The sequence below is a fragment of the Streptomyces sp. NPDC001194 genome, assembly GCF_042896985.1.
Classification (GTDB): Bacteria; Actinomycetota; Actinomycetes; order Streptomycetales; family Streptomycetaceae; genus Streptomyces.
On sequence record NZ_JBIAXU010000010.1, the window covers coordinates 89,342 to 102,001 of the forward strand.

The 12,660-nt window shown below is 70.9% G+C and carries 12 protein-coding genes and 2 pseudogenes; 3 read left to right on the forward strand and 11 right to left on the reverse strand.

Going from position 1 to position 12,660, the window contains the following annotated elements; translation table 11 throughout:
• Positions 1 to 5: 5 nt before the first annotated feature.
• Both murJ and ACFY1T_RS21155 read right to left on the reverse strand, forming a co-directional pair.
• The gene (gene murJ, locus ACFY1T_RS21150) at positions 6 to 1,718 is read right to left on the reverse strand and encodes a murein biosynthesis integral membrane protein MurJ (RefSeq protein ID WP_390789488.1); all 1,713 of its coding nucleotides are present in this window, start codon (positions 1,716 to 1,718) and stop codon (positions 6 to 8) included.
• Entirely contained in the window at positions 1,715 to 2,815 is a 1,101-nt protein-coding gene (locus ACFY1T_RS21155; RefSeq protein WP_390789489.1) for a lipid II:glycine glycyltransferase FemX, read from the reverse strand. The genes murJ and ACFY1T_RS21155 overlap by 4 nt, the downstream gene beginning before the upstream one ends.
• Before the next feature lie 324 nt (positions 2,816 to 3,139).
• Between ACFY1T_RS21155 and ACFY1T_RS21160 the strand changes: the two genes are divergently transcribed.
• From ACFY1T_RS21160 to ACFY1T_RS21170, 3 genes and pseudogenes are all read left to right on the forward strand, one after another.
• On the forward strand, positions 3,140 to 4,327 hold the full coding sequence (locus ACFY1T_RS21160) for an Ig-like domain-containing protein (protein ID WP_390789578.1): 1,188 nt from the start codon (positions 3,140 to 3,142) through the stop codon (positions 4,325 to 4,327).
• Between the two features lie 121 nt (positions 4,328 to 4,448).
• Positions 4,449 to 4,667, forward strand: a complete 219-nt coding sequence (locus ACFY1T_RS21165; RefSeq protein ID WP_390789580.1) for a hypothetical protein — start codon at positions 4,449 to 4,451, stop codon at positions 4,665 to 4,667.
• Positions 4,648 to 5,364 (forward strand): annotated as a pseudogene (locus ACFY1T_RS21170) (CocE/NonD family hydrolase C-terminal non-catalytic domain-containing protein); the annotation flags it as partial. The gene ACFY1T_RS21165 and the pseudogene ACFY1T_RS21170, both read left to right, overlap by 20 nt.
• Positions 5,365 to 5,400: 36 nt before the next feature.
• Here ACFY1T_RS21170 and ACFY1T_RS21175 read toward each other — a convergent pair.
• The 9 genes and pseudogenes from ACFY1T_RS21175 to ACFY1T_RS21215 form a co-directional block, all read right to left on the reverse strand.
• Positions 5,401 to 6,285, reverse strand: a complete 885-nt coding sequence (locus tag ACFY1T_RS21175) for an amino acid ABC transporter permease (RefSeq protein ID WP_390789490.1) — start codon at positions 6,283 to 6,285, stop codon at positions 5,401 to 5,403.
• Positions 6,282 to 6,926, reverse strand: coding sequence for an amino acid ABC transporter permease (locus tag ACFY1T_RS21180; protein WP_390789491.1), 645 nt, complete (start codon positions 6,924 to 6,926; stop codon positions 6,282 to 6,284). Before ACFY1T_RS21180 ends, ACFY1T_RS21175 begins: the two co-directional genes overlap by 4 nt.
• Before the next feature lie 16 nt (positions 6,927 to 6,942).
• On the reverse strand, positions 6,943 to 7,908 hold the full coding sequence (locus tag ACFY1T_RS21185) for a glutamate ABC transporter substrate-binding protein (RefSeq protein WP_390789492.1): 966 nt from the start codon (positions 7,906 to 7,908) through the stop codon (positions 6,943 to 6,945).
• Between the two features lie 10 nt (positions 7,909 to 7,918).
• Positions 7,919 to 8,662 (reverse strand): amino acid ABC transporter ATP-binding protein, encoded by a 744-nt coding sequence (locus tag ACFY1T_RS21190; protein WP_030858240.1) that lies wholly within the window; start codon positions 8,660 to 8,662, stop codon positions 7,919 to 7,921.
• A 107-nt stretch (positions 8,663 to 8,769) separates the two neighbouring features.
• Complete coding sequence (locus ACFY1T_RS21195) at positions 8,770 to 9,210, reverse strand: DUF6278 family protein (protein ID WP_390789493.1); 441 nt, start codon at positions 9,208 to 9,210, stop codon at positions 8,770 to 8,772.
• Positions 9,211 to 9,276: 66 nt separating this feature from the next.
• The gene (locus tag ACFY1T_RS21200) at positions 9,277 to 10,062 is read right to left on the reverse strand and encodes an exodeoxyribonuclease III (protein WP_390789494.1); all 786 of its coding nucleotides are present in this window, start codon (positions 10,060 to 10,062) and stop codon (positions 9,277 to 9,279) included.
• A gap of 30 nt (positions 10,063 to 10,092) precedes the next feature.
• Positions 10,093 to 10,725 (reverse strand): MBL fold metallo-hydrolase, encoded by a 633-nt coding sequence (locus ACFY1T_RS21205; protein WP_390789495.1) that lies wholly within the window; start codon positions 10,723 to 10,725, stop codon positions 10,093 to 10,095.
• A gap of 50 nt (positions 10,726 to 10,775) precedes the next feature.
• Positions 10,776 to 11,372, reverse strand: coding sequence for a hypothetical protein (locus ACFY1T_RS21210; protein WP_390789496.1), 597 nt, complete (start codon positions 11,370 to 11,372; stop codon positions 10,776 to 10,778).
• A gap of 110 nt (positions 11,373 to 11,482) precedes the next feature.
• A pseudogene (locus ACFY1T_RS21215) lies at positions 11,483 to 12,658 on the reverse strand (ROK family glucokinase); the annotation flags it as partial.
• Between the last annotated feature and the right edge of the window lie 2 nt (positions 12,659 to 12,660).

Sequence of the window (12,660 nt, forward strand, 5' to 3'; positions counted from 1 at the left end):
GGTCATTATCCAAGACGGTTCGAAGGCCCCTGCTCCCGCCGGCGGCCGACCTTGCGCCGAGCGGAGTCCAGCAGGTCGGTGATCTCCGTGAGGCCGAGCGGCCCGGCGAGGAGGACGACGACGAGGGCGAGCGCCGCGGTTCCCGCGCCGACGGCCGCGAAGTCGCCGAGGCCGTCGGCCGCCCGGGCGGCCGCGTATCCGGCGGCGGCACCGGGCAGGCAGGCGGTCAGCAGCCGCAGGTGGGTGCGGACCGCGGTGGCGCGGCGCTCCGTACGGGTTCCGGTGCGCGGGCCGAGCCGCCGGGCGAGGGTGTACGCGGTCACCGCGAGCCCCGCGAACAGGGCGACGGAGTAGGCGCCGGCCATCCCGGTGACCGCCCAGCGCGGGGGCAGCAGCAGGTAGGCGGCGGCGGACAGCCCGGCGTTCAGGGCGGCGATGACCAGGTTCAGGAAGAAGGGGGTCCGGGTGTCCGAGAGGGCGTAGAAGGCGCGCGAGAGGACGTACTGGCCGGAGAAGGCGATCAGGCCGGGGGCGAAGGCGAGGAGCATGCCGGCCATGACCTCGGTGTCGGCGGCGCCGGTGCGCCCGTACCCGAAGACGCTGCCCATCACCCAGGGGGCGAGCGCCGCGAAGAGGGCGGCGGCGGGGACGACGAGGGCCGCGCTGGAGCGCAGCGCGTACGACACGTCGCGGCGGAGCGCGCCGAGGTCGCCGTCGGTGGCGGCCGCGCTCATCCGGGGCATCAGGGCGGTCACGAGGGAGACGGTGATGATGCCCTGCGGGACGATCCACAGCTGGTAGGCGTTGCTGTAGGCGGTGTACCCGGCGCCGCCCGCGAGCCCGGCCTCCACGGCGCGGTGTCCGGTGGCGGTCGAGAGCCGGGTGACGACCCAGTAGCCGATCTGGTTGGTGAGCACGAGCATGACCAGCCAGCCCGCGTTGCGCAGCGGGCGGGCCAGGCCCTGGCCCCGCCAGTCGAAGCGGGGGCGCCAGCGGAAGCGGGCGGCGCGCAGCGAGGGGACGAGCGCGAGGGCCTGGACGACGATGCCGGCGGTGGTGCCGAGGCCGAGGAGGCGGGTTTCGCCGGCCGTCAGGCCGTCCGCCGCGCCGTGGGAGACGTACAGGAAGAGCCCGAAGACGCCGATGATGACGAAGTTGTTGAGGACGGGGGTCCACATCATCGCGCCGAACCGGCCGCGGGCGTTCAGCACCTGGCCGAGCAGGGTGAACAGCCCGTAGAAGAGGATCTGCGGCAGGCAGTACCGGGCCAGGGCCACGGTGGTGCTCGCCTGGCCGCCGGTGTACGGGGTGTACGCGGCGACGATGAGCGGCGCGGCCGCCACGGCGACGGTGGTCAGTACGACGAGCGCCGCGGTGCACGCGGTGAGCAGCCGGTCGGTGTACGCGGCCCCGCCGTCCTCGTGCTCCTTCGCGGCCCGGACCAGCTCGGGGACGAAGACCGCGTTGAGCGCGCCGCCGATGAGCAGCATGTACAGGATGTTCGGGACCGTGTTGGAGACGGCGTAGCCGTCGCCGAGCAGCCCGGTGCCGAGCGCGGCGACGACGACGGCGGAGCGGACGAACCCGGTGGCGCGGGAGACGATCGAGCCGGCCGCCATGAGGGCGCCGCTGCGCAGCACCGAGGTCTTCCCCGGTGTCGCGCCGGCGGCTCCGCCGGCGGAGGGGCCGGTGGCCGGTCGGGTGTCGGTGGTGGTCACCGGCGGGCCAGGTAGGCCTGGAATGCCTTGTGGAGCGCCGTGTTGGCGTATCCGTCCATGGGGGTCTCCCACTCGCCGAGCGTTTCGACGACCTGCCCGCCGGTGCCGAGCTTCCAGCGCAGCAGCCCGAAAGAACGTTCGTCGGGGTCAAGGGTGGAGGGTACCCCGCGCATGTCGTACTCGTCGGCCCCGAGGTCGAGGGCGTCGCACATCATCCGCCACTGGAGCGCGTTGCTGGGGCGGACCTCGCGGCGGTGGTCGGCGGAGGCGCCGGTCTGGTACCAGACCCGGCTGCCGGCCACGATCATGGTGTGCGCGGCGAGGATCTCGCCCTGGTGGACGCCCAGGTAGAGGCGCATCCGGCCGGCCGCCTCGGCGTTGAGGACCTCGTACTGCTGCTGGTAGTACGAGAGCGAGCGGCCCAGGCGGAAGCCGTCGCGCTCCTCGGTGATGCGCAGCAGGCGGTAGAACTCGGGCAGGTCGGCGGCGGAGCCGACGACGGTCTGCACCCCGGCCTTCTCGGCCTTGCGGACGTTGCGCCGCCACTCCTGGTTGAGGCCGGACCACAGCTCGTCGCGGGAGCGGCCGGCGAGCGGTACGCGGAAGACGTGGCGGGGCTGGGCGTCGCCGTCGTCCTCGCCGCCGCAGCGCTTCCAGCCCCGGGTGCGCAGCCGGTCGGCGAGGGCGGCGCCGACCGGGTCGACCTCGGTGGCGAGCACGTCGGATATCTGTCGGCCCGGCCCGGTTCCGGACTTGACGGCGGCGGCGTCCCAGCGTCGGTAGGCGGGCGTGGGCCCCATCCGGACGGCGAAGGCGCCCGCGGCGCGCAGGTGGCGCTTGAGGGGTTCCAGCCAGCGGTCGATGTGCGGGTCGGACCAGTCGGCGACCGGGCCTTCGGGAAGGTAGGCGAAGTATTTGCGAGTGCCGGGGAATTGGCGGTAGAGGACCAGCCCGGCACCGGCCGTCTGCCCGTCGGGGTAGTGCCATGCGACCCTTTCCGAGCGCCAGAGGTCCTTTACCTCGGCCCAGGACGGGTACTGCAGAAAGCTCGCGTTCCGGTTCCGGAAAAGGAAACCCTGGTATTCCGGTACGGACATGGGACGCACACTCAGCTCCCGCTCCGGGGACTGGTGTCGCTGGGCGGGGTTCACGAGCAGTGCGCACACGGCAAATCGGCCTTCCTGTACGTCCGGGGATGCGGGACACACAGGACTCTCACAGGAGTCCGTGACCGGTGTGCGCGGCGATTGTGACCGGACGATGACCGTTTCGCTGCGGTCCACGTCACAACAGAAAGTCAGATCTTTTCGGTGGTTTGTGCAACCTAAAGTCGTGCCGTCCGCATCTCCATTTGCGAACGATCATTACTTGGAGGGGTTTCGTTGAGCCGCACACGCCGTACCGCACGCAGTCGCCACGCCATGCTGGCCGGGACCGCACTCATGGCCGCCGCGCTGACCGCCTGCGGGGGCGGCTCGGGCGGTGACGCGAAGGCCTCCGGCACGGCGGACGCCAAGAAGAAGCCGGACATGGCGATGTCCGTGAACCTCACGGGCGACCAGGCAAAGCCCGGCGAGCCGGTGAAGGTGACCCTCACGGAGGGGAAGCTGGCCACGGTGAAGGTGTCCGACGGCAAGGGCGGCGAGCTGCCCGGGAAGATAGCCGACGACGGCAAGTCCTGGACGTCCGAGCGCAACGCCTCGCCGGGCACGGACTACAAGGTCGAGGCGCAGAACACCGACAGCCAGAGCGCGAGCGCCCAGTTCAAGACGGTCGCCGCGGACAAGGTGAACAAGGTCACGATCAACCCGGGCAAGGCCACTCCGGTGGTGGGCGTCGCCCAGCCGGTCTCGATCGTCTTCGACAACCCGGTGAAGAACAAGGCCGAGGTGGAGAAGCACCTGAAGGTCACCACCTCGAACAACACCGAGGGTTCCTGGGGCTGGTTCAAGGACTACAGCGGGAACGACCGGGTGGACTGGCGGCCGAAGGAGTACTGGAAGTCCGGCACCGACGTCAAGGTCGAGATGAACCTCAACGGGGTGGACTCGGGCCAGGGCGGCGGGATGTTCGTCAAGGACTACAACACCGAGTTCAAGATCGGCAAGGACCGCCGGCTCCAGGTGAACCTCGACACCCACAAGATGACGGTGACCGAGGACGGCCAGACGGTGAAGACCATCCCGGTCTCGGCGGGCACGCCCGGCGGCCAGAAGGCCTCCTGGTCCGGGAAGATGGTGCTGATGGCCAAGGAGGGCACCATCCGGATGGACTCCCAGACGGTGGGCCTGGGCGACTCCTACGACAAGATGGTCGACTACTCGATGCGGGTGACCTGGTCGGGCATGTACATCCACGCCGCGCCGTGGAACTCCGGCAACTTCGGCCGCGCCAACACCAGTTCCGGTTGTGTGGGCATGAGCGACGCCAACGCGAAGGACCTGTTCGCCGAGACCCAGCCGGGCGACCTGGTCGAGGTCACCGGCGACGGCTCCAAGGGCAAGGCCGACATCGGCAACGGCTACGGCGAGTGGAACCTGTCCTGGGACGAGTGGAAGGCCAAGAGCGCCCTGGCCGGCGGCGCGGGCGCCACTCCCCAGAACGGCTGATCCGCGCACTTGACACACGTCCGATCGTTGCCAGCGCGTGGCCTACCGACGGGGTACCTCCGGTAAGCCCCTCCCGTTACCGTCGGGTCACTTTGACACCGGCGCACGTGAGGAGCGATCGATGGTCCGTACCGCCCGCACCACCAGCAGCACCGCGGCCGCCGTGGCGGCCGTACTCGCGGCAGCCGCCCTGGGCCTGGCCCCCCACCAGGCCCGGGCGGCGACCGGCGCCGCCGCCGCGGCGGCTTCGTCGGCCCCGTGCGACCTCCGCTTCCACGACATCCCCGGCGGATCCTCGACGACTTCGTCGGCTCCCGGCTGGACCGGGAAGAGCAGATGATCGAGTGGGGCAGGAAGCGCTCCGCCGCGGAGCGGATCGACGAGGGTTCGACCGCCATCTCAAGGGCGAGCGCAACGGCGTGGACACCGAGGCCCCGGTGCAGATCAAGTCCCGCAGCAGCGAGGGTTACGAAGGCTACGCCGACTGGAAGTCGGTCGGCTCCGGCGGCACCGAGAAGCTGCCGCTCTCCGACGGCGAGCACCTCTTCACGGGCGTCGACTCGGGCGCCGACGGCGGCGTCGTCCTCCTCTCCAGCCTCCTGGACCAGTTCGCCGAGGCTCCCCCTACCGCCTCCGTCCCGCTCCTGCCCCGCGCCTTCGCCGCCGTCTGGCAGTCCCCGCGCCAGGACGCCGGCCGCCGCATCCGCGGCACGGTGAAGCTGCACACCACGGTCACCCCCACCGCCTCGGACGGCACGTTCGTCGCGTACCTCTACGACGTCGGCCCGCTCGGCATCGGCAAGCTCGTCAGCAGCGCCCCGTACACCTTCCACGGCAAGCCCCGGGGCCAGTCCTTCGGTGTGGACCTGGAGCTGTTCTCCACCGCCTACGACGTGCCCGGGGGCCACCGGCTCGCCCTCGTCATCGACACCGTCGACCCCCTGTACATCGAGCACGACCCCACCGGCGCACAGCTGACCTTCTCCTCGCCGCGCACCGATCCCTCGTACGTCTCGGTACCTCTGCGCGAGCAGTGATCTGCGGCTGCTGCCGGGCGGGGCGGCTCTTCGGAGCTACCGTGAACCGCCCGGCAGCACCGTTCCGGGTTCCGCCTCGACCACGCCGACCGCCTCGGTCTTCGGGCTGCGCCGCTCGAACCGCGCCACCCAGCCGGCGAACCATGAGAGCAGCATGCACATCCCGATGTAGATCGGGGAGATGATCATCACGACGGGGATGAACGGCAGGTCGTAGTCGAGGTTCGAGGCGATCAGCTTGCCCGCGTGCAGGAACTCCTCGTACGTGATCAGGTAGCCGAGCGAGGTGTCCTTCAGGGCCACCACCAGCTGGCTGATGATCGTGGGCAGCATCGCCCGCACCGCCTGCGGGGCGAGCACGAACGTCGTCACCTGGGTCTTGCGCATGCCGAGCGCGTACGCCGCCTCGCGCTGGCCCCGGTCGACGGAGTTGATCCCCGTACGGAAGACCTCGGCGAGCACCGAGCCGTTGTACAGGGTCAGCCCCGCCACCAGCGCGGGCAGCGGCTGCACCTTCAGGGCGACGAAGATGAAGAAGATCATCACCAGGACCGGCATGGCCCGGAAGAACTCCACGCACAGCGTGGCCGCCCAGTGCACCGGCCGGTGCACCGAGAGCCGCCCGGCAGCGAGCACCGCGCCGAGGACCAGCGAGAACACCGAGGCGTACAGGAAGGCCTTGAGGGTGTTCCCCAGCCCCTTGAGCAGCAGTTCCTGAATGCCCTTGTACGTGAAGGGGCTCCACTTGGCGGCGGTGAACTGCTCGGTGTCGAACAGGAGGTAGAGGATCCAGGCGAGCAGGGCGAGGATCACCACCGTGGAGACGATCCCGTAGAGGAAGTGCCGGCGCCGGGTCCGCGGGCCGGGCAGGTCGTAGAGGGCGGTGGACTCCAGGTCGCCCTGGAGCGCGTGCGCGGTCATCGGGTGATCCCCCAGCGCTTCTCCAGCACGTTGAAGAGCGCGCTGATGGACAAGGTGATGATCAGGTAGCCGACGGCGATCCAGACGAAGGTCCAGATGATGTTGTAGCCCAGCTCGCTGAGCGTCTTGTACGTGCCCAGCAGCTCGGTGACGCTGAAGGCGCCGGCGATCGCCGAGTTCTTGGCGAGGGCGATCAGCGTGGACCCGATGGGCGGGATGACGCTGCGGAAGGCCTGCGGCAGGACCACCGAGCCCAGGGTCTGGGCGAAGGACATGCCCAGGCTTCGGGAGGCCTCGCCCTGGCCCTTGGGCACGGTGTTGATGCCCGAGCGCAGGGCCTCGCAGATGAAGGCGGAGGTGTAGCAGCCCAGGGCGAGGACGGCGAACACCTGGAAGGGCAGGACCAGACCGAAGCGCGGCAGGCCCAGCAGCACGGCGAAGAAGAGCAGGGTGAGCGGGGTGTTGCGGAGCACGGTGACCCAGACCGTGCCGAAGACCCGGAAGGAGCCGACGGGCGCGACACGGAAGGAGGCCATCACGAAGCCGAGGACCAGGGCGAGGAGCGAGGCGTAGACCGTGAGCTGGAGGGTTCCGAGGAAGCCCTGCCAGTAGAGCGAGAAGTTCTGTGTGAGCACGTACATGGTGGTGGCTCTCCCCTCAGCTCGCCGGGTAGCGGTCGATGGCGGGCGGTTTCGGGGCCGGGACGCCGGACAGGCCGAGCGTGGCCTCGTACGCCTTCTTCCAGTTCCCGTTCTTCTCCTGCTCCTCCAGGGCGTCGTCGAGCGCGAAGCGCAGGGCGTTGTCGCTGCGCGGGACGCCGATGCCGTAGGGCTCCTCGGAGAAGGGCTCGCCCACGACCTTCAGTTCCTCGGGGACCTTGGCCGCGTAGCCGAGGAGGATCGAATCGTCGGTGGAGACGGCGTCGACCTGGTAGGTCAGCAGGTTGTCCACGCACACCGAGTAGGTGTCGTACGCGACGAGGACCGCCTTCGGGTACTCCCGCTTCAACCGCTGGTAGGGGGTGGAGCCGGCGGCGGAGCAGACCTTCTTGCCGGCGAGGTCGTCCGGCCCCTCGATGCCCTTCTCGTCCTTGCGCACGAGCAGGGACTGGCCGGCCATGTAGTAGGGGCCGGCGAAGCCGACCTGCTTCTTGCGGTTGTCGTTGATCGTGTAGGTGCCGACGTAGTAGTCGATCTGGCCGTTCTGGAGGGCCGTCTCTCGGTTGGCGGAGGCGATCGTCTTGAACTCGGTCGTCTTGGGGTCGAAGCCGAGCGAGGCCGCCATCATCTTGGCGATCTCGATGTCGAAACCGGAGTAGCGGCCGCGCGCCGGGTCCTTCTCGCCCAGGTACGGCTGGTCCTCCTTGACCCCGACCACCAGGTGGCCGCGTTTCTTGGCGCGTTCCCAGGTGCGGGACTGCGGCAGCTCGAAGCCGGTCGCGACCTTGTACACCGGAAGGTCCTCGGGCTGGGGGCCCTTGACCGGCGGGCTGCCCTCCTTGCCGCAGCCGGTGAGGAGCGCCAGCAGGACGGCGACGAGGAGGAACGGCAGGAGGCGCAGCGGTCGGCGGGACGGGCGGGGACGGCGGCGGGCGCGCGGGCGCGCGCCGTGGGTGCGCTTCATGGGCCCGCCCTCAGTGCTTGAGGATCTTGGAGAGGAAGTCCCGGGCCCGCTCGCTCTCCGGGGCGGTGAAGAACTCCTCCGGCGTACGGTCCTCGACGATCCTGCCGTCGGCCATGAACACGACGCGGTTGGCCGCGGACCGGGCGAAGCCCATCTCGTGGGTGACCACGACCATGGTCATGCCGTCGGCGGCGAGCTGGCGCATGACCTCCAGCACCTCGTTGATCATCTCCGGGTCGAGGGCCGAGGTGGGCTCGTCGAAGAGCAGCGCCTTGGGGTTCATGGCGAGGGCCCGGGCGATCGCGACGCGCTGCTGCTGACCGCCGGAGAGCTGGGCGGGGTACTTGGGGGCCTGGTCGGCGAGGCCCACGCGGCCGAGCAGCTCCCGGGAACGCTTGTCGGCCTCGTCCTTCTTGCGCTTCCTGACCTTGACCTGCGCGAGCGAGACGTTGGCGAGGACCGTCTTGTGCGCGAAGAGGTTGAAGGACTGGAAGACCATGCCCACGTCGGCGCGCAGGGCCGCCAGCTCCTTGCCCTCGTCCGGCAGCGGCTTGCCGTCGAGCCGGATCGTGCCCGACTCGATGGTCTCCAGGCGGTTGATGGTCCGGCACAGGGTCGACTTCCCGGAGCCGGAGGGGCCGATGATCACCACCACCTCCCCGCGGCCGACGGTGAGGTTGATGTCCTGCAGAACGTGCAACGCCCCGTAGTGCTTGTTGACGTCCCGCAGCTCGATCAACGGATCGACGGCCATACGCTGCCCTGCCCACCTGTCGGAGTGTCGAGGTCAGCGCAAACTATCCAGCGACGGAAGGGCACTTCCGCTCGACACGCCTAAAGGCGACATAAAGCTCAATCGGGTCAGCCTTCGGAGGCTTCGGCGTACGCCTGGGAGAGCTCCGGGGAGCCCGTGATCGCCCAGGACACCCCCGACTCCACCACGTTCAGCTCCCGGCCCGAGGCCAGGCGGATCACCGGCTGGCCGTTGGGCCAGACCTGCCAGGTGGAGCCCAGCTTGGTCCGGATGATCACCGTGCCGAGGTAGAAGCCCGCGTCGTTGCCGAGCCAGGGCACGACCTCGGGGTCCCGGCGCCAGCGGGGCATCAGCTGGTCGAGAGCCTCCAACGAGGCCGGACTCCCGTCGAGTTCCAGCCCTGCCGCACGCGCCTGGACGCGCAGCACCTCGCATTCCGAGAACAACTCGTTGACGCCCTCGGGGTCGTCCGCGAGGGCGGCGGCGAGTCCCGCACCCCGTTCCGTTTCGTGCCGGTTCAGCCAGTGGTCCAGGAAGGGGATGTTCATACCGACCAGCCTGGCACCAGGATCCCGCGCTGGCCACAGGGCGCGCGGGATCCGTCCGGGGACCGGCTACGCGTCCAGCGACAGGTCGACGACGACCGGTGCGTGGTCCGAGGCGCCCTTGCCCTTGCGCTCCTCGCGGTCGACGTACGCATCGGTGACGGCCTTGGTGAAGGGCTCGTTCCCGTAGACCAGGTCGATGCGCATGCCCCGGTTCTTGGGGAAGGCGAGCTGACGGTAGTCCCAGTACGTGTACGGCCGGTCGTACTTGAGCGGGCGCGGCAGCACGTCGGAGAGGCCCGCGGCACGCAGTGCCTCCAGGGCGGCGCGCTCGGCCGGGGTCACGTGGGTCAGGCCCGCGAAGACCGCCGGGTCGTACACGTCCTCGTCGGTCGGGGCCACGTTGTAGTCGCCGAGCACCGCGAACGGGCGCGGGCCGGCCGCGTCTTCGGCGACGGCGGCGGTCAGCGCGCGGAACCAGTCCAGCTTGTACCCGTAGTGATCGTGCTCGACCTCGCGGCCGTTCGGCACGTACACCGACCACAGGCGGACCCCGCCGCAGGTGGCGGAGATCGCCCGGGGCTCCTCGACGCCCTCGTAGTGGGGGCCGCCGGGCAGGCCCTTGACCACGTCTTCCAGGCCGACCTTGGAGATCAGGGCCACCCCGTTCCACCTGCCGGTGGCGTTGACGGCCGACTCGTACCCCAGCTCGCGCAGCTGCTCGTGCGGGAACTGCTCCGCGGAGCACTTGGTCTCCTGGATGCACACGACATCGGTGCCGGAGCTCTCCAGCCAGGCCAGCAGCCGGGGCAGCCGGGCGGTGATCGAGTTGACGTTGAACGTGGCGATACGCATGCCGTCCAACCTACCGCCCGGCACCGACAGTCACAGCTGGGCGGCGTCCCCGGCGGCGAGCCGCCCGTGGTCGGTGCCGCCCAGGGCCGCGAGGGCGCCGTCGTAGATCGGCCGGGCGATGTCCGAGAGGTAGGCGTCGTGGATGTCGATCGCCCGCCGCGGCTTGACCTCGCGCAGGTAGTCGATCACCTCGGCGACCTTGTTCCAGGGCGCGTGCACCGGGAGCATCAGCGTGTCCACGGGCACCTCGGGCACGGTCAGCGCGTCGCCGGGGTGGAAGAGCGAACCGTCCACGAGGTAGCCGACATTGGTGACCCGCGGGATGTCGGGGTGGATCACGGCGTGCAGCTCGCCGTGGACCTGGACCTCGAAGCCGGCGGCGCTGAAGGCGTCCCCGTGCCCGACGGTGTGCACCCGGCCCGGGTAGGCGGGGGCCAGCCGCTCCGCGACGCTGCGCAGCGTCCACAGCCCGGCCGCCGGGTTGGCGTCGAGGGCGGCGCGCAGCCGGCCCTCCTCGAAGTGGTCGGGGTGCTCGTGGGTGACGAGCAGGGCGTCCGCCCCGAGCCCGGCGTCGGGTTCGCTGAAGGCGCCCGGGTCGATGACGAGCACGCGCCCGTCCTTCTCCAGTTGGACGCAGGAGTGCAGCCGCTTGGTGAGCTTCATGGGAGCAGGCTATCGGCGGACCCGGCCGGGGCCGCCGCCGCCGGGCGTCGCTACGGCGTCGCCGTGGAGACGACGTACACCCTCGGTTTGGCCGGGTCGGTGAGGTCGACCGTGACGTCCCGGGTGGGGCGCGGGTTCGGCTGCTCCAGGGTGGTGCCGTACCAGGTGTTGCGCGGGCCCCAGCTCCAGCCCGCGATCGCGGCGTCGTGCGCCCCGACGGAGACTTCGCGGGTCAGCTCGGACCGGCTGGTGCCGATGTCGGCCAGGAAGGTGTCCAGGTCGGCGGGGGTGACCGCGAACTGGACGTACAGCCGGCTGGTGCGCCAGTTGTTGGTCTCCAGGAACCCGACCCGCCAGGCCTTCGGCGGGATCGGCACCTCGTAGATGCTGCGCTGCACCTTGGAGGGCCAGCCGGGGCGCACCTTGGTCGCGCCGACCTTGGCGGCCTTGTCCCGGCCGCTCTCACGGCTCTGCTGGGCGGACACGGCGAGGTAGCCCGCGGGTACGCCGACCAGCAGCAGGATGATGATCGCGGTGATCCAGCGGCGCCGTACGACGTGCCGCCGGTCCTCCACCGGGACGGGGGCGCCCGGGGTGCCGCCCTCGTCGGGGGCCGGTGCCTGGCGGGGCAGGGAGGGCGGGGTCACTGCGCGCCCCCCTCGGGGAGGTCGGCGGGCCGGGGATCCGCGGCGCCGGCGCCGGCCGCCCCGGCTCCGTCGGCTTCGAGCTCCGCCGCCCTGCGCTCGGTGGCCGCGGCCTCCGCGGCCTTGGCCTCGGCGGCCTTGCGCTCCAGGGTGGCCGGGGAGTCGATCAGGCCCCACTGCGCGTAGCGCTCGTACCGCTCGACGCGCCGACGCGTGGCGCGGCGGAAGCGGCGGGCGACGAGCCGGGCCAGGTCGGCGGCCCCGACCATGCCGGCCTCGGGGCCGAGCTCGGCCTTGGCGATCCGGGCCTCGGGGCGGTAGCCGCGGCCGGTGAGGTGGCGCCGGAAGGCGTCCCGCGCGGGGCCGATCAGCAGGTCGTCGGCGGCGCTGACGCCGCCGCCGATGACGAAGCAGGAGGGGTCGAGGGCGGCGGCGAGGTTGGCGATGCCGACGCCCAGCCACTGGCCGATGTCCTGGAGGAGCTCGACGCACATGGCGTCGCCCTCGCGGGCCAGCTCGGTGATGAGCGGCCCGGTGATCTCCGAGACGTTGCCGCCGACCTTGGCGATGATGTTGTACGCGACCGGCGAGTCGGCCGCGGCCAGCTCGCGGGCCTCGCGGACCAGGGCGTTTCCGGAGCTGTACTGCTCCCAGCAGCCGCGGTTGCCGCAGGGGCAGCGGTGGCCGCCGGGCACGACCTGCATGTGGCCGAACTCGCCGGCGACCCCGAAGCGGCCGCGCTTGACCTGGCCGCCTTCGAGGATGGCGCCGCCGATGCCGGTGCCGAGCGTGATCATCACGAGGTGGTCCTCGCCGCGCCCTGCGCCGAAGCGCCATTCCGCCCAGGCGGCCGTGTTGGCATCGTTGTCCACCATGACCGGGACCGCGAGCCGGGACTGGAGCGCGTCGCGCAGCGGCTCGTCGCGCCAGGCCAGGTGGGGTGCGAAGAGCACCCGGGAGCGGTCGGCGTCGACCCAGCCGGCCGCGCCGATGCCCACGGCGTGGACGTCGTGCCGGTCGGACAGGTCGAGCACCAGCTCGACGATGGTGTCCTCGACGACCTTGGGGCTCTTGGACTTGTCGGGGGTCTCGGTGCGGATCTTCTCCAGGATGACCCCGTCGGCGTCGACGACTCCGGCCATCACCTTGGTGCCGCCGATGTCGATGCCGACGGTCGGGACGCGCGGGGCGGTCAGGTGCGACCGGCGCTCACGGGTCCCGATGGTCCGCAGGACGGTGCCCCGCGCCGACCCCCGGTGGGTGAGCGCAAAGTCCCGGTACGTGCTCATCG

Excerpts from the sequence above, each read along its gene's own strand:
- ACFY1T_RS21205 (WP_390789495.1), bottom strand. The coding sequence starts at position 10,725 with ATGAAGCTCACCAAGCGGCTGCACTCCTGCGTCCAACTGGAGAAGGAC.
- ACFY1T_RS21155 (WP_390789489.1), bottom strand. The coding sequence starts at position 2,815 with ATGTCCGTACCGGAATACCAGGGTTTCCTTTTCCGGAACCGGAACGCG.
- ACFY1T_RS21160 (WP_390789578.1), top strand. The coding sequence starts at position 3,140 with ATGCTGGCCGGGACCGCACTCATGGCCGCCGCGCTGACCGCCTGCGGG.
- ACFY1T_RS21190 (WP_030858240.1), bottom strand. The coding sequence starts at position 8,662 with ATGGCCGTCGATCCGTTGATCGAGCTGCGGGACGTCAACAAGCACTAC.
- ACFY1T_RS21185 (WP_390789492.1), bottom strand. The coding sequence starts at position 7,908 with ATGAAGCGCACCCACGGCGCGCGCCCGCGCGCCCGCCGCCGTCCCCGC.
- ACFY1T_RS21180 (WP_390789491.1), bottom strand. The coding sequence starts at position 6,926 with ATGTACGTGCTCACACAGAACTTCTCGCTCTACTGGCAGGGCTTCCTC.
- ACFY1T_RS21175 (WP_390789490.1), bottom strand. The coding sequence starts at position 6,285 with ATGACCGCGCACGCGCTCCAGGGCGACCTGGAGTCCACCGCCCTCTAC.
- ACFY1T_RS21195 (WP_390789493.1), bottom strand. The coding sequence starts at position 9,210 with ATGAACATCCCCTTCCTGGACCACTGGCTGAACCGGCACGAAACGGAA.
- ACFY1T_RS21165 (WP_390789580.1), top strand. The coding sequence starts at position 4,449 with ATGGTCCGTACCGCCCGCACCACCAGCAGCACCGCGGCCGCCGTGGCG.
- ACFY1T_RS21200 (WP_390789494.1), bottom strand. The coding sequence starts at position 10,062 with ATGCGTATCGCCACGTTCAACGTCAACTCGATCACCGCCCGGCTGCCC.